The 16,891-nt window shown below is 41.6% G+C and carries 11 protein-coding genes, 2 tRNA genes and 2 rRNA genes; 6 read left to right on the top strand and 9 right to left on the bottom strand.

Features of this window, described 5'->3' with window-relative positions:
• Nucleotides 1–99 precede the first annotated feature (99 nt).
• The gene (locus HMPREF0014_RS22165) at nt 100–2,907 is read left to right on the top strand and encodes a DUF2339 domain-containing protein (RefSeq protein WP_006581349.1); all 2,808 of its coding nucleotides are present in this window, start codon (nt 100–102) and stop codon (nt 2,905–2,907) included.
• Here HMPREF0014_RS22165 and HMPREF0014_RS22160 read toward each other — a convergent pair.
• Together HMPREF0014_RS22160 and HMPREF0014_RS22155 are read right to left on the bottom strand one after the other, a co-directional pair.
• A complete protein-coding gene (locus HMPREF0014_RS22160; protein WP_004883114.1) occupies nt 2,897–3,814 on the bottom strand; it encodes a mechanosensitive ion channel family protein in 918 nt (305 codons plus the stop codon). The genes HMPREF0014_RS22165 and HMPREF0014_RS22160 overlap by 11 nt on opposite strands.
• A gap of 9 nt (nt 3,815–3,823) precedes the next feature.
• Nucleotides 3,824–4,645: a hypothetical protein gene (locus HMPREF0014_RS22155; protein ID WP_002054549.1), complete on the bottom strand. Its 822-nt coding sequence runs from the start codon at nt 4,643–4,645 to the stop codon at nt 3,824–3,826.
• Between the two features lie 96 nt (nt 4,646–4,741).
• Between HMPREF0014_RS22155 and gspE the strand changes: the two genes are divergently transcribed.
• Nucleotides 4,742–6,232, top strand: coding sequence for a type II secretion system ATPase GspE (gspE, locus tag HMPREF0014_RS22150; protein WP_016805398.1), 1,491 nt, complete (start codon nt 4,742–4,744; stop codon nt 6,230–6,232).
• A 55-nt stretch (nt 6,233–6,287) separates the two neighbouring features.
• Here the strand turns inward: gspE and HMPREF0014_RS22145 are convergent, their stop codons facing one another.
• From HMPREF0014_RS22145 to HMPREF0014_RS22115, 7 genes are all read right to left on the bottom strand, one after another.
• A complete protein-coding gene (locus HMPREF0014_RS22145; RefSeq protein WP_000051124.1) occupies nt 6,288–6,719 on the bottom strand; it encodes an organic hydroperoxide resistance protein in 432 nt (143 codons plus the stop codon).
• Between the two features lie 87 nt (nt 6,720–6,806).
• Nucleotides 6,807–7,244: a MarR family transcriptional regulator gene (locus tag HMPREF0014_RS22140; protein ID WP_004710519.1), complete on the bottom strand. Its 438-nt coding sequence runs from the start codon at nt 7,242–7,244 to the stop codon at nt 6,807–6,809.
• 159 nt (nt 7,245–7,403) lie between these two features.
• A complete protein-coding gene (locus HMPREF0014_RS22135) occupies nt 7,404–7,781 on the bottom strand; it encodes a DUF4951 domain-containing protein (protein ID WP_002054542.1) in 378 nt (125 codons plus the stop codon).
• 14 nt (nt 7,782–7,795) lie between these two features.
• Nucleotides 7,796–8,620 (bottom strand): carbon-nitrogen hydrolase family protein, encoded by an 825-nt coding sequence (locus tag HMPREF0014_RS22130; protein WP_006581347.1) that lies wholly within the window; start codon nt 8,618–8,620, stop codon nt 7,796–7,798.
• Nucleotides 8,621–8,646: 26 nt separating this feature from the next.
• Nucleotides 8,647–9,168 carry an anti-anti-sigma factor GigB gene (gene gigB, locus HMPREF0014_RS22125; RefSeq protein WP_000103065.1) on the bottom strand — a complete coding sequence of 174 codons (522 nt, stop codon included), beginning with the start codon at nt 9,166–9,168 and terminating at the stop codon, nt 8,647–8,649.
• Between the two features lie 102 nt (nt 9,169–9,270).
• Entirely contained in the window at nt 9,271–10,239 is a 969-nt protein-coding gene (gene gigA / locus HMPREF0014_RS22120; protein ID WP_002054548.1) for an RsbU family protein phosphatase GigA, read from the bottom strand.
• 115 nt (nt 10,240–10,354) lie between these two features.
• On the bottom strand, nt 10,355–11,254 hold the full coding sequence (locus HMPREF0014_RS22115) for a VacJ family lipoprotein (protein ID WP_004883104.1): 900 nt from the start codon (nt 11,252–11,254) through the stop codon (nt 10,355–10,357).
• A gap of 571 nt (nt 11,255–11,825) precedes the next feature.
• Here HMPREF0014_RS22115 and HMPREF0014_RS22110 point away from each other — a divergent pair.
• The 4 genes from HMPREF0014_RS22110 (at nt 11,826) to HMPREF0014_RS22095 (ending at nt 16,869) form a co-directional block, all read left to right on the top strand.
• Nucleotides 11,826–13,363 (top strand): 16S ribosomal RNA (locus HMPREF0014_RS22110).
• 59 nt (nt 13,364–13,422) lie between these two features.
• Nucleotides 13,423–13,499, top strand: a tRNA-Ile gene (locus HMPREF0014_RS22105).
• 55 nt (nt 13,500–13,554) lie between these two features.
• Nucleotides 13,555–13,630 (top strand) — tRNA-Ala (locus HMPREF0014_RS22100).
• Between the two features lie 348 nt (nt 13,631–13,978).
• Nucleotides 13,979–16,869, top strand: a 23S ribosomal RNA gene (locus tag HMPREF0014_RS22095).
• Together the 16S and 23S rRNA genes with 2 tRNA genes alongside form the textbook arrangement of a ribosomal RNA operon.
• Nucleotides 16,870–16,891: the final 22 nt, after the last annotated feature.

Genomic DNA, 16,891 nt, shown 5'->3' with positions numbered 1-16,891 from the left:
CAGGTTTATGATTTTTGCAGTATTTTGTATGTATAAATATACGCTTGTATTGGCTTGAAGTAAGATGATATGTAATGAAGGTGTCATATTGCTAAGCCCATGTATAAAAAAGACAAACAGGGAATGATCGTTGTTTTGATCGCTTTGACTTTGTTTTTAGCCATTTCAATTGGTTTTAAATTTCAGAGTGCCGTTGTTGCTTTATCTATTGCTCTTACTGCCATACTAGTTCAGTCGTTATCAAATCTACATCAACGTTTAACTCATTTAGAACAACAGTTTTCTCGGCAGAGAACCCCACTTTATTCTATTCACATACAACGCACAGTCATTTATGCGGCTGCTTTAGTTGCATTAGTTGCTTATATCAATCATTGGACGTGGATTGCTGGTGGGACATTACTGGTTTTATTGTTATGTTTGATTCAAACTATTAGTACATTTCATACTCGTCTATTGTTCCTCGAGTCAGCCAAGCAAACAGTAAGTGTAAATGAATCTATACATACAGAAGTGATAATGCCTGTATCAGAGCAAGCTGATCCAAACAATATTGCCGAGTCAGCTTTACCTGAAACAACAGCTTTAGATCAAGAAGAACAAATAGCTCGTACACAGACCACCGCATGGTGGCAACCAGCAGTCGATTGGATGATTCATGGTAATCCAATTTTAAGAGTTGCTGTTGCTGTGCTTATGGTTGGGGTGGTGCTCTTACTGCGTTTTGCCAGTGAGCATTGGCAGTTGAGCTTAGGTGTGAAACTTGGTTTTATTGCCATTGCAGGAGGTGTATTAACAGCATTTGGATATACCTTGCAAAAGAAAAATCAGTTATTTGCTGTGGCGTTGCAAGGTGTCGGGTTAGCGATTGTCTTTCTAACGCTTGTGTTCTCGCATCATTTCGGTGTAATCGCAAGTCTAACTACAGCGAGTATTTTATTTGCTATTTTATTATCAATTACGGTATTCCTGAGCTTAAAACAACAAGCCATTTATTTAGCAATACTGGCACTCGGTATGGCTTATGCGGCTCCTTTAGTGATTCCGCAATATCGTCCTGATGTGATTTTTCTATTTAGTTACTATTTTGTCATTAATCTTGCGGTCGCTGCCGTTAACTTTATTCAGCCATGGAAAGTTTTAAATCAAATTGCTTTCTTTGCCACAATGTTTATTGGTGGTAGTGCAATCGCATTTTATGCCGAGCCAGCAAAATTTGGCACATTAGACTGGATTTTATGGTGTCATATTGCCTTGTTTATTTGGTTAAGTGTTCGTTATAGCCAAAATATATCTCGGGTTTCAGCACATGAAAAACAAGAAGGGATTCGTGTATCTCCACTCTTAGATGTTGGCCTTATTTTTAGTGTTCCTGTATTAGGCTTTACGCTTCATGCCTATTTAGTTCATGAGTCGACCCAAGCTTTGACCATTGGTGCTGCTGTATTAGCGTGTACCTATGCGGTATTAACTTATTGGATTAAAAAATCCCATCCACAACTTTCAGTTCTTGCAAAAAGTTTTTTTATACTCGCGGTTGCTTTTTTTGCCTTAATTTTTCCACTTGCAAAGGGAGCGCACTGGACTGCTATTGGCTGGGTCGCACAAGGTACGGCTTTAATCGTTTGGGGAGTAACTGAGCGCTATCGTTTAAGCCGATATATTGGCGTAGTTTTAGTTTTACTCAGTTCACTTGCACTGTTTTATCAGGTTTGGGCAAATGAAGAGTTTCCAACGCTAAGCACTAGCATTTATGCAATTGCTCAATTCATTTCTGCTTTTTATTTATTGCAATACAACAGTAAAGAGCAACGCTATTTTAGCGCAAGTATGTTTAGCGGTATTTTCTTATGCTTAGGTATGTATGCGGGCGCCGTAGCTGGTATAGAAATAATGGCATGGCATCATCATGGTTTAAGTCCGTATTTGATCTTCGCTGTAGCCCTAATCGCAATATTTAGTGCTATTGTTCACTATAAACTTCGTGTGCAATGGCAAAGTTTGCAGTTAATTTTAATTAGCCTGTTACTGTTGTTAATTTTGGGGGAGGTCTCTGTTAGTCAAGTATTTACGTTGTTTAAATGGGGAGACTCATTACAGCAAACTACTTTCCTAGTCGCTACAATTATTCTGAGCGGTTTATTTATTATGGCTCAACCGCAGACGGGTGAGTCTGGATACTTAAAAGTCTGGGCTGGTTTAAGCTGGTTAGCGTTAGCGATAGTTGGCGTGGCTATTTTCCCAAAAATGCCAATAGTCGCTTTGGCTTTTGTTCCTGTGGCTTATTCGCTTTGGGCTTATAAAACTCATAAAACGACACTATTGCATCAAATTCCGGTGTGGTGTTTAAGCTTACTGTGGTTGCTTGTGGTGAGTCTTGATGGTCATTCTGCCGAGTACCTTTATTTTATTCCTTTAATTAACTTAACGGACTTTCTTTCAATTGCGGTATTTGCAGGTTTACTTTTTATTATTTATCAACATGATTTTGATCAAGATAAGTCACTGGAGTGGACTTTTAAAATTACAACAATTTTAGTGGGCTTACTGGTATTTAGTAGTGTAGTCGTCAGAAGCTTGCACCATTACTGGGCAACACCGCTATGGAGTACTTCAATTTGGACAAATGGTGTAGTACAGCTAAGTTTGACCTTACTTTGGGTTATTTTGGCATTTGTATTGACGACATTCTCTAGTCGAAAAATGATTCGTCAACTCTGGTTTGTAGGCGCTGCACTTTTAGGGATTGTTGTATTAAAGCTGATTTTGCTTGATCTATCGCAAAGTGCAACGTTAACTCGAGTTATTTCATTTATTGGAGCAGGTGGGGTAATGCTGATTATTGCTTATCTTGCACCATTACCACCATCATCCTCTGTAAAGAAGAATCAAGAGCCTAAGCTTTAGGCTCTCTTTTTAACTCTTTTTGATTACTGTATTGATCGATATCGTCTTCAGCAAAAATAGTAGATGGTCGATCAATTAATCCCATTTTAGGAACAGGAATCTCAATTTGGTTATCTAAAAAGCCATTTCGGATACGTTCTTGCATTTCATCTCGAACTTTTAAAGAATTTTCTTGACGGCACCACATTGCAAATAAAAGCTCAATCGATGATTCCCTAAATGCAGTCACTGTAACCGCAGGTTTTGGGTCATCTAACACGAGTGGGTAATTTGCTGCGACGTTAAGTAGAACCTCACGGACTTTAATAATGTCTTCATGAAAATTAATGGCGAGTGTAATTGGAATACGGCGTATCGGGTATTTAGATAAGTTGTGTACAGGGGCACGAATAAGTTGTTCATTCGGTAAACGAATATAGACGTTGTCGAGTGTAAGTAACTTTACCGAAAGCAAATCAATTGAGATAACTTCGCCTTCGATCGTATTCCCGCGAATAAGTGTAATTTGAATCGTATCACCGACCTCAAATGAACCTTCACCAATCAAAAATAAACCACTAATCAAGTTACTGGCAGATGTTTGTGATGCGAAACCGAGTGCTACTGTTAAGATCCCCGCTGCCCCTAGAAATACACTAAGTTTGAACCCGGCTTCTTTTAAACTCGTCATAATGAAGAGTAAGAAAATAAAATAGAAAATACCGCGGCGCCATACCAGACGCTGATGAGCATTAAAACGTGAGCCAACGGTTCTAATAAATGTATTTGAAATAATACGGGCAAGGACAAAACCAATAAAACAAAGCACAACACCGACTAAAATTTCACTGATACGTTCGGTGTTAATATTGGTGAATATACTTTTGAGGCTATCAGCGATATCTCTAGGAATATTTGAATCAGCCATAGAACCCCCTTAGAAAAATGAATCAAACATATTAAATAGTGCACCGCCAGGTGAACGTGGGGGATGTACGTAAGTCACTTCACCTGCAAGAGGCGGTGTACGGTTTTCAATACGAATGCGGGCAGGGCGGTCAGACCCTTCATAATAAACTTTAATCTGTGAGGTCCATAAGCGTCCCGTACTTTCACTATAAAATAGCGGTAGGGCGGTAACCGGAACATTCATACGATCAAAGCGTAATTGATGATTACTGGTATTGTGAAAATCAATCGGCGTAACTGCTCTAAAAGCACGTGGTGTTAATAGATTTAAATCGGTACGTCCATCAACAGAGGTGGCATAGCAAATTTCACCTTGCTGTGCATTGGGTCCAAACCATGTATCTTTAGGCTGAATTACAGGAATCTCAAATAAAGGTTCATGCTGACTTTCAACTAAACCTGCAATCCATAAAGGAGTACTAATATAAAGTGTCCCACGTTGACCTGCTGGAATATAAATTGGATCAACAGGTTTAATCACAACAGATCGGTCTGCTAAACGAGGCATGAGTAGAAACTTTGGATTAGTTTTTCTAAACATGTAACGTTCGACTTGAACAGTATGGGGGAAACCAAAATTTGCATCCGAGATAATGTGCCAATCTTGTTCATTATCATCTTGGAGAGTGGGACGATAATATTCGATACGCCATTCTTTTATGCCCCGCGTTAAACGGAAGAGCATTGAACCGAATTGCCATGCTTTGGACTGGTTAATTTCAAAGTGCTGTTCACCCCACCATTTTAAAGAATTCTGGGGGCGAGGCTGATATTCATTATTTTCAAACAAGACGTAAAATTCCTCTACCGAGTTGTTAAACAGACTTCACGCTGTAATCTGCTTAGAGTACACTCAAAATCATCTTACTCATCATTATAAATTGTGATGCAAATATTGAAACAAATACAAGTTCCATATAGTTTTGCCAAGCGTCATGGTGTTTTATTTCGTTATGACGGTGATCAAGTTTTTATTGTTAGACGTCAAAATACAGAAAAAATTGCATTGCAGGAAGCAAGACGAATTTTGGGGAAGCCTGCACATTATCAGCTATGTACTGAACAAGAGTTTAATAGTTTATTAAGTACGAGTTACGCTGGTGACACAGGGGAGTCGCAACAAGTTGCAGCAGGTCTAGAAGATCATCCAGATTTATTGAGTTTGGCCGATCAGGTTCCTGAAACAGAAGACTTAATGGACCAAGAAGATGATGCACCTATTGTCCGTCTAATTAATGCACTTCTTTCTGAGGCAATCCGTGTAGGTGCTTCTGATATCCATATTGAAGCTTTTGAAAAAAAGCTATCGGTTCGTTTGCGGGTAGATGGTCAATTACGTGAAATTGTACAGCCGCGCCGTGAGTTGGCACCGTTACTTGTTTCACGTATTAAAGTTATGGCGAAACTAGATATTGCCGAAAAGCGTGTGCCGCAAGATGGGCGTATTTCTTTACGTCTTGCTGGACGTGAAGTCGATGTGCGTGTATCTACTTTGCCTTCGTCTCATGGCGAGCGAGTTGTTATGCGTTTGCTTGATAAACAAGCGGGTCGCCTTAATATGACTCACTTGGGTTTAATGGCAAATGACTATGAGCGTTTAACTCAATTGGTACATCGTCCACACGGAATTATTTTAGTTACAGGTCCTACGGGTTCGGGAAAAACCACTACCTTATATGCAGCTTTATCTGATTTAAATGATAATACACGCAACATCTTAACTGCCGAAGACCCAATCGAATATCAACTTGAAGGCATAGGGCAAACACAAGTTAATACCAAAGTGGATATGACATTCGCTCGTGCTTTAAAGGCAATGTTACGTCAAGATCCAGATGTTGTAATGGTTGGTGAGATTCGTGATTTAGAAACTGCTGAAATTGCAGTACAAGCATCATTAACAGGTCATTTGGTTTTATCGACACTACATACCAATACTGCTATTGGTGCGGTTACTCGTCTTAAAGATATGGGAATTGAACCGTTCTTACTTTCAAGTTCTTTAATTGGGGTCGTTGCTCAGCGTTTGGTTCGTACCTTATGTCCACATTGTATGACATGGCGTGAAGCCGATACTTTTGAAAAGCAGGTTTTTCAGCATATTTCGCATGAGCCAACTTTAAAGTTACCGGAAGCTCAAGGGTGTGAGCAATGTTCCCACTTAGGATTTAATGGCCGTACAGCGATTTATGAAATTGTACCTATTGATGAACCTATGCGCCGACTCATTCATGGTAATGCAGCAGAGTTTGAATTAGAAAATCATGCCCGTCAGTATTCTGGTTCTATTCGAGATGATGGATTGCGTAAAGTGCTCTCAGGCAAAACTACACTTGAAGAAGTACTTCGTGTAACTAATGAAGCAAGTGAAGCATAATACGAAAGATATAAAAAATGCCCGATAATATTCGGGCATGTTTCAATATGAATAATTATTCAGTCACAATATTAAAAGTTACATCAATATTGTTACGAGTCGCATTTGAATATGGACAAACAATATGAGCTGCTGCAACTAATTTTTCAGCTTCTTCGCGGTCCATACCAATTAAATAAACATTTAAAGTAACTTCAATACTAAAACCTGTAGGAATTGGACCAATGCCAACTTCACCTTCAACATAAGCATCTTTACTAATGTTGAATTTATCGCGGTTAGCAACAAATTTTAAAGCCCCTAAAAAGCATGCTGAATAACCCGCCGCAAATAATTGTTCTGGGTTGGTTACAGCACCACCAGCGCCACCCATTTCTTTAGGTACACCAAGTTGTACGTCTAATACACCGTCTGATGAAGTTGCACGACCATCACGGCCACCAGTTGCTTTAGCTTTTGCACGATACACAACTTTTTCTAAAGACATCTTTTTATTCCTAAATTAAATTGAATGCAAATATATCGTACACGACTTAAATATTTTGACAAGTTAATTTTGTAAAAAAAGTGGTGATTATTTAGCTATATTTGTACGAAGCTGTGTCAGTTGATCTTTTAGGCCGAGTAACGTGGTCATATCACAAGAACTTGCTTCCAATATATGAGCTGGAATATTCACTGCCCGTTCTTTAAGTTTTTTCCCATTTTCGCTTAACGTAATAATTACTTGTCGTTCATCTTCTTTTGAACGAGTACGATTAACAAATTGCAGTGCTTCTAGCTTTTTTAAAATTGGTGTTAAGGTGGAGGACTCTAAAAATAACTTGCTGCCAATTTCTGAAACAGTAATCTCATCTTTTTCCCATAAAACCAACATCACCAAATATTGAGGATAGGTAATACCTAATGGAGTTAAAAGTTTACGATAAAGTTGATTAAGAGCTAAATTTGTTGAATAAATGAGGAAACATAATTGATTCTCAAGCTTTAAGTTTTGACAGTCTTGGTCCATATATTCCTCAGAAAACTAATGGGTGCTTTTCTAGTATATCGCTTTATGTTTAATTTCTTAAATGCTCATAATTCTGAGTTATTGATAAAAATCAGATAACGCAAAAAAAAGAGTAATCAAAGGATTACTCTATAACTTTAAAATATGAATTTGAAACAATTACCAGAGGTCAGCAATTTTTTTCATTAAACGAGCACGGTATCTTGCAGTTGGATTGTTCTCATCGCGTTGTTGCTCTTGTTCGTAAAAATCCTGCCAAGCAGTAATCATTTCCAAGGTTGTGCCTTGTTTTTTTATCATAGAAACATCAGCTGGTTGAATGTTTTCTAAACGTTGTCTTGCACCTTCAGCACCAGTTCCCCAGCCAATAATTCGTTGCCCAAAAGCAGGAAGAGGAATATTTTTTGGAGTAGGTGGAAAAGTATTTTGTTTAAGCTGTAAATTTGGAGAAACAAAATGATTTGTTGCACCGAAATCCGCTGCGTAACAGTGAATATTTGCCCCTAAGCAAAAAATGCTAAATAAGTATTTCCACATGAATAATTAAGCTTTTAATAGTGAATTAATTTACGATGAGTCATTAAAGGCATTGAAGTGCGAACAAGTTCTTGAGCAGCTAAATCAAAAGGTACAGTAATTAAACCATTACCTTCATGTTCAATCATACTTAAAATTTGTCCACGGCTATCAGTTGCTCCTGCATGTCCCCAAGTTTGACGTTTTTCCCCATGCCAACCTTGTTGTGCCGCTCCTAAAACATAGCATTGGCTATCCATTGCACGTGCTTGCAACAACAGCTGCCAGTGCATTTGCCCTGTTGTATAGGTAAATGCTGCTGGAGCAGTCAATAGATGAGCGCCTTGTTGTCTGAGGGTTAAAGCTAATTCGGGAAAACGCAAGTCATAACATACCATTAGGCCGATATTGCCAAAAGGAGTAGATGTGACTACAACGTCTGTTCCAGGCTCAAAGAAACGGGATTCTTGATATCCACCGACAGCATCGCCAACTTGTACATCAAATAAATGTATTTTGTCGTATCGTGCTTCTGTACCTTCAGGACTGATACATAAGCTTACTGTGCGCACGCGGCCATCTTGAATGATAGATCCATCTGGACGGAATGGGCAGGGCAGAGTACCTGCAACAATCCAGATTTGATATTGATGCGCAAGTTTCTCAAGTCTTTGCTGGATCGATTCAAATTGCTCAGCTGTTTCACGCTGTTTACTAGCAGCGAAACATACAAAGTTCTCGGGAAAAACAATTAAGCTAGCATTTTGAGCCTTGCTTTGCTGAATCAATGACTCAATTATTTGAAAGTTGCTTTCAATGTCATCTTGAGAATTCATTTGAACAACTGAAACAAGAGTCATATACAAATCCCGATTAGCAATAAAATTTAGGCATTTTGCTTATCAGATACTTGTTCAAGCGTATCTTGTTCTTTCTGCAATTGCTTAACAAGTGGCTCAAACATATTCTGATTATTTGCATTGAGTTTCATCAATGTCTTATGCGCATCCAGAACAGTTCTTAGCATCGCATTATGAGTAATGTGTTCATCCGTTAACGTTAAAGTACAAACGTTAGGATCGCCACAATAATTCAGAATGACAAAAACCTGCCCTAGCCCCATGCTGTTGGCTAAGGTTGTGATATCTGGATTGGTAGATAGCATCACAGCTTGAATATGATGAGTCTGTTTCAGTTTTAAACCTAGCTTAGCTAAGATACCTAATACAGTACTATCAATAAATGTTGTTTGGGTTAAATCAACGATTGCACCAACAACATTCTCTTGCTGTTCAATTCTGTTTAAAAGTTTGTCTAGACTTATACAAGAATGGGCTCGCACTTCACCAATAAGTTTGAAAATATGCGTTCCATTTAAGCTTGCATATTCAACATGACCTGTTGACATATAAATGCCATTTTCAGAGAAGGATAGAAAAATTATCACATAGTGCCATCTCAGACTCAAGAGTCCTTAAGTCGTATATTTTTTAATTGTTTGATTTTTAAATTAATTCATTCGACAAAGACTAAAGATGGCAATGTCATCAGCAACATGATCAGGGGCTTGGAATGATTGATTTTGCAAATGTTGAACCAATTGTTGAAATTGATCATTCAATCCGCCATCAAATGGTTCTAATGCTCCATCTGAACAAACTATGAAACGTGCATGACGATTTAATGTGCAAACGTGTTCTTCAACTTCTAGTTCGTCAGTTAAACCCAAAGGAAAGCTACTAGTTGTTAAAATTTTTGGAGGTTGATTAGGTTCAAAAATAATTGGAGGAGGGTAGTGACCTGCACTAGACCAACGAAGGCTATGTGTTTCCAGATTTAAAATACCAACTACAATCGTAATATGTTTTTCAATATTCTCTTGAACTAACATTCCATTTAATTTTTTAATCAACTGTCGCGGTGTTTTTGAACGACCATGAAAGGCAGCCATCCATGAAGTTAATAAACTGCTTGTAACACCGTGTCCCGATACATCGGCTAGATAGAATAAAACCTCTTTATCATTTAATTTCCAATAATCATACCAGTCACCTGATAGATAGGCGGAAGGTTGAAAAAAAGTTTCAACTTCATAATTTAATAAATCAATAGGATTTGGTAATAAACGTTTTTGCAATTCTGCGGCGGAAGGTAAATCGCGACTATCTTGATTGCGTTTATATTGAGCATCAATCCTTGTTAATGCCTTGTTTAAATCTTGAGGTAACTGGTTCCATACCCATCCCGCAAGAGCACCTGCTTCCCATGCTTGAGCTAAAGCACTACCTTCATGCTCAAAAGCAATCACAATGGTAGGTAAACGCCATTTATGAGTCAGGAAATCTTGTACATCTGCAATTGCGATAATTGTTGGATCATATAAATCGAGATCATCTATGTGAATGACTTGTAAGTCTGGTAATGCTTCCAGAGCTTGCTCTAAGAAAGGAATAGAGCGGGTCGGTTTAATAAAATACATAGAAGATATGGTAGTCCTTTTACAAGATCACTTTATCCATCATAGAGGATGTATGATCAAAATCAAGGTATTGCCTTTTTATATGAAGACTACAATACCTTGATTTCTTCTTTAATTATTTTTTAGTTTTAGTTTGACTATCATCTGGTACATCTTCAGATTCGTCATCATCAATAAAAGATACGTCTGCTGAATTACCTTTTTTCTCAGCAATCTGGAAAGCCTTACGTTGGAGATACAAATCGCGAATCATCGCATATTGATCACCTTGTATGGTTTGATCCAAATCTAGATATTGAGCACGTGTATCAATGGCCTGTAAGACATTAGTTGACCAGTAAAGACCATCTTGGTTATCCATGATGTACTTTTGTGGACGAGCCTGAGAATCTACAGCTAAGCCAATCCCATCACGTAATGTACTCGGTCCAAAGAAAGGCAACATCAAAAATGGCCCAGAAGGAACGCCATAATAACCAAGAGTTACACCAAAGCTTTCATCTTCAGGCGGAAGGCCTAAGCGACTAGCAGGGTCAGCTAAACCTAAAGTTGTTAATGTATTAACAGTAAATCGGCCGAGTGTTTTTGCTGCACGCCCAGGGCGTCCTTGAATTAACTGGTTAACAGCATTCCATGGCTCTCCAAGATTTTTACGGAACTGACGATAAGAGCCACGCACATCTTCTGGAGTTTTCTCATTATATTGAACTGCAACTGGACGAAGAATATTGCGATCCAACATGTCATTAAAAGAATAAATCGGACGGTTTAATGACTGTAATGGATCTTTTACTGTATCCGGTTGAGCAGCGTTTGCATTAATTTTTAAATCTTTAGCTTTTAGTGCTTTCAAGTCTTTAATAATTTGTGAACGGGGGCGGCCCTGCTGAGCCTCTGTCGAAGTAGCATCTTCCGGACTAGCGGCAGATTCTTCAGTAAGATTTTCCTGAGCGTGTGCTGAGGTATAAAGACCCACAGTTAATAAGCTCGATAATAGTAAATTAGAATAATTCATATAATTCCTTAACCGCTAGCCAGGCTCTGTTCAATATGCAGTTGGATAGAGATATATTTTAATACAGAAGCGATAAGCTATTATCAATGTAAAATTGGTCAAATAATATAGAAAAATGACTAAAAAGCCTAAAAAATGATCTGTTGATGCATGGGATGTTAAAAAGGTATTGCAAAGGTAAGTTAATGGTCTATAATGCACATCCATCGGCGGTGATGCAGATAGAAACTTGTTGAAAAACAGTTACTTGAGATTAGATTGGTTACTTTAAGTGGTGAATTTAATGTTAAGTTGGTTTGAAAGATAAGTTTTAAAAATATCGAAATTACCTGTTGACTTTTAAGAGATTAAGAGTAATATAGCCGACCTAGCTTGCTGGTGACGAACCAGGAAGAAGATCATTAAGAGAATTGAAGAACAACTTGTGTGGATTTTTACTGGTTGATTAATCGAAATAATTTTCATTGATTGATTGGTTTAAATTACTCGAAGTTTATTTGAGCGAAATTTAAGTCAGTAATTGATGAGCCAGAATTGGCACCTTGTCTATAAATAAGGTGCAAAATGATTTTAACTGAAGAGTTTGATCATGGCTCAGATTGAACGCTGGCGGCAGGCTTAACACATGCAAGTCGAGCGGGGAAAGGTAGCTTGCTACTGGACCTAGCGGCGGACGGGTGAGTAATGCTTAGGAATCTGCCTATTAGTGGGGGACAACATCTCGAAAGGGATGCTAATACCGCATACGTCCTACGGGAGAAAGCAGGGGATCTTCGGACCTTGCGCTAATAGATGAGCCTAAGTCGGATTAGCTAGTTGGTGGGGTAAAGGCCTACCAAGGCGACGATCTGTAGCGGGTCTGAGAGGATGATCCGCCACACTGGGACTGAGACACGGCCCAGACTCCTACGGGAGGCAGCAGTGGGGAATATTGGACAATGGGCGCAAGCCTGATCCAGCCATGCCGCGTGTGTGAAGAAGGCCTTATGGTTGTAAAGCACTTTAAGCGAGGAGGAGGCTACTTTAGATAATACCTAGAGATAGTGGACGTTACTCGCAGAATAAGCACCGGCTAACTCTGTGCCAGCAGCCGCGGTAATACAGAGGGTGCAAGCGTTAATCGGATTTACTGGGCGTAAAGCGCGCGTAGGCGGCTAATTAAGTCAAATGTGAAATCCCCGAGCTTAACTTGGGAATTGCATTCGATACTGGTTAGCTAGAGTGTGGGAGAGGATGGTAGAATTCCAGGTGTAGCGGTGAAATGCGTAGAGATCTGGAGGAATACCGATGGCGAAGGCAGCCATCTGGCCTAACACTGACGCTGAGGTGCGAAAGCATGGGGAGCAAACAGGATTAGATACCCTGGTAGTCCATGCCGTAAACGATGTCTACTAGCCGTTGGGGCCTTTGAGGCTTTAGTGGCGCAGCTAACGCGATAAGTAGACCGCCTGGGGAGTACGGTCGCAAGACTAAAACTCAAATGAATTGACGGGGGCCCGCACAAGCGGTGGAGCATGTGGTTTAATTCGATGCAACGCGAAGAACCTTACCTGGCCTTGACATAGTAAGAACTTTCCAGAGATGGATTGGTGCCTTCGGGAACTTACATACAGGTGCTGCATGGCTGTCGTCAGCTCGTGTCGTGAGATGTTGGGTTAAGTCCCGCAACGAGCGCAACCCTTTTCCTTATTTGCCAGCGAGTAATGTCGGGAACTTTAAGGATACTGCCAGTGACAAACTGGAGGAAGGCGGGGACGACGTCAAGTCATCATGGCCCTTACGGCCAGGGCTACACACGTGCTACAATGGTCGGTACAAAGGGTTGCTACACAGCGATGTGATGCTAATCTCAAAAAGCCGATCGTAGTCCGGATTGGAGTCTGCAACTCGACTCCATGAAGTCGGAATCGCTAGTAATCGCGGATCAGAATGCCGCGGTGAATACGTTCCCGGGCCTTGTACACACCGCCCGTCACACCATGGGAGTTTGTTGCACCAGAAGTAGCTAGCCTAACTGCAAAGAGGGCGGTTACCACGGTGTGGCCGATGACTGGGGTGAAGTCGTAACAAGGTAGCCGTAGGGGAACCTGCGGCTGGATCACCTCCTTAACGAAAGATTGACGATTGGTAAGAATCCACAACAAGTTGTTCTTCATAGATGTATCTGAGGGTCTGTAGCTCAGTTGGTTAGAGCACACGCTTGATAAGCGTGGGGTCACAAGTTCAAGTCTTGTCAGACCCACCATGACTTTGACTGGTTGAAGTTATAGATAAAAGATACATGACTGATGATGTAAGCTGGGGACTTAGCTTAGTTGGTAGAGCGCCTGCTTTGCACGCAGGAGGTCAGGAGTTCGACTCTCCTAGTCTCCACCAGAACTTAAGATAAGTTCGGATTACAGAAATTAGTAAATAGAGATTTCGGTCTTGGTTTATTAACTTCTGTGATTTAAGTATCACGGTATTAAGCATGACCTGACGAAGGCATGTTTATTCATTAACAGATTGGCAAAATTGAGTCTGAAATAAATTGTTCACTCAATAACAAAGAGAGATGAAGTAATTCTGATCTTGGAGTTAATTGAGAACTAGCAAATTAACTGAATCAAGCGTTTTGGTATATGAATTTAGATTGAAGCTGTACAGTGTTTAAATACACAGTGCTCTAAACTGAAATGTTGAAGTTACTAACTTGTAGGTAACGTCGACTGTTTGGGGTTGTATAGTCAAGTAATTAAGTGCATGTGGTGGATGCCTTGGCAGTCAGAGGCGATGAAAGACGTGATAGCCTGCGAAAAGCTCCGGGGAGGCGGCAAATATCCTTTGATCCGGAGATGTCTGAATGGGGGAACCCACCTACTTTAAGGTAGGTATTGCAACATGAATACATAGTGTTGCAAGGCGAACGAGGGGAAGTGAAACATCTCAGTACCCTTAGGAAAAGAAATCAATTGAGATTCCCTCAGTAGCGGCGAGCGAACGGGGATCAGCCCATTAAGTTATGTGTGTTTTAGTGGAACGCTCTGGGAAGTGCGAACGTAGAGGGTGATATTCCCGTACACGAAAGGGCACACATAATGATGACGAGTAGGGCGAGGCACGTGAAACCTTGTCTGAATATGGGGGGACCATCCTCCAAGGCTAAATACTCCTGACTGACCGATAGTGAACCAGTACCGTGAGGGAAAGGCGAAAAGAACCCCTGTGAGGGGAGTGAAATAGATCCTGAAACCGCATGCATACAAGCAGTGGGAGCACCTTCGTGGTGTGACTGCGTACCTTTTGTATAATGGGTCAGCGACTTATATTCAGTAGCGAGGTTAACCGTATAGGGGAGCCGTAGAGAAATCGAGTCTTAATAGGGCGTTTAGTTGCTGGGTATAGACCCGAAACCAGGCGATCTATCCATGAGCAGGTTGAAGGTTGGGTAACACTAACTGGAGGACCGAACCCACTGTCGTTGAAAAGCCAGGGGATGACTTGTGGATAGGGGTGAAAGGCTAATCAAGCCTGGTGATAGCTGGTTCTCCCCGAAAGCTATTTAGGTAGCGCCTCGGACGAATACCATAGGGGGTAGAGCACTGTTTCGGCTAGGGGGTCATCCCGACTTACCAAACCGATGCAAACTCCGAATACCTATGAGTACTATCCGGGAGACAGACTGCGGGTGCTAACGTCCGTAGTCAAGAGGAAAACAATCCAGACCGCCAGCTAAGGCCCCAAAATCATAGTTAAGTGGGAAACGATGTGGGAAGGCATAGACAGCTAGGAGGTTGGCTTAGAAGCAGCCACCCTTTAAAGAAAGCGTAATAGCTCACTAGTCGAGTCGGCCTGCGCGGAAGATGTAACGGGGCTAAAACTATGTGCCGAAGCTGCGGATTTGACATTAGTCAAGTGGTAGGGGAGCGTTCTGTAAGCCGATGAAGGTGTATTGAGAAGTATGCTGGAGGTATCAGAAGTGCGAATGCTGACGTGAGTAACGACAAAACGGGTGAAAAACCCGTTCGCCGAAAGACCAAGGGTTCCAGTCCAACGTTAATCGGGGCTGGGTGAGTCGACCCCTAAGGCGAGGCCGAAAGGCGTAGTCGATGGGAAATTGGTTAATATTCCAATACTTCTGTGTAATGCGATGAGAGGACGGAGAAGGTTAAGTCAGCCTGGCGTTGGTTGTCCAGGTGGAAGGATGTAGGTATGTATCTTAGGCAAATCCGGGGTACTCTATACTGAGATCCGATAGCAAGCTGTACTTGTACAGCGAAGTGGCTGATACCATGCTTCCAGGAAAAGTCTCTAAGCTTCAGTTACACAGGAATCGTACCCGAAACCGACACAGGTGGTCAGGTCGAGTAGACCAAGGCGCTTGAGAGAACTCTGCTGAAGGAACTAGGCAAAATGGTACCGTAACTTCGGGAGAAGGTACGCTGTTGTTGGTGATGGAACTTGCTTCCTGAGCTGATGACAGCCGCAGAAACCAGGCCGCTGCAACTGTTTATTAAAAACATAGCACTCTGCAAACACGAAAGTGGACGTATAGGGTGTGATGCCTGCCCGGTGCTGGAAGGTTAATTGATGGGGTTAGCGTAAGCGAAGCTCTTGATCGAAGCCCCAGTAAACGGCGGCCGTAACTATAACGGTCCTAAGGTAGCGAAATTCCTTGTCGGGTAAGTTCCGACCTGCACGAATGGCATAATGATGGCGGCGCTGTCTCCAGCAGAGGCTCAGTGAAATCGAAATCGCTGTGAAGATGCAGTGTACCCGCGGCTAGACGGAAAGACCCCGTGAACCTTTACTGCAGCTTGACACTGAACTTTGACCTTACTTGTGTAGGATAGGTGGGAGGCTTTGAAGTTGGAACGCTAGTTCCAATGGAGCCGTCCTTGAAATACCACCCTGGTAATGTTGAGGTTCTAACTCTGTCCCGTTATCCGGGACGAGGACCGTGTCTGGTGGGTAGTTTGACTGGGGCGGTCTCCTCCTAAAGAGTAACGGAGGAGTACGAAGGTGCGCTCAGCGTGGTCGGAAATCACGCGTAGAGTATAAAGGCAAAAGCGCGCTTAACTGCGAGACCCACAAGTCGAGCAGGTACGAAAGTAGGTCTTAGTGATCCGGTGGTTCTGTATGGAAGGGCCATCGCTCAACGGATAAAAGGTACTCTGGGGATAACAGGCTGATACCGCCCAAGAGTTCATATCGACGGCGGTGTTTGGCACCTCGATGTCGGCTCATCTCATCCTGGGGCTGAAGCAGGTCCCAAGGGTATGGCTGTTCGCCATTTAAAGAGGTACGCGAGCTGGGTTTAGAACGTCGTGAGACAGTTCGGTCCCTATCTACCGTGGGCGCTGGAAATTTGAGAGGATCTGCTCCTAGTACGAGAGGACCAGAGTGGACGAACCTCTGGTGTACCGGTTGTGACGCCAGTCGCATCGCCGGGTAGCTATGTTCGGAAGGGATAACCGCTGAAAGCATCTAAGCGGGAAGCCTACCTCAAGATAAGATTTCCCTAGGAATTTATTCCTCTAAAGAGCCGTTCGAGACTAGGACGTTGATAGGTTGGATGTGGAAGCATAGTGATATGTGAAGCTGACCAATACTAATTGCTCGTGAGGCTTGACTATACAACACCCAAGCAGTTGTATA

Origin of the sequence: Acinetobacter sp. RUH 2624, assembly GCF_000162375.2 — a bacterium.
Taxonomy (GTDB): Bacteria; Pseudomonadota; Gammaproteobacteria; order Pseudomonadales; family Moraxellaceae; genus Acinetobacter; species Acinetobacter nosocomialis.
This window is presented reverse-complemented; position numbering and strand designations above follow the sequence as displayed.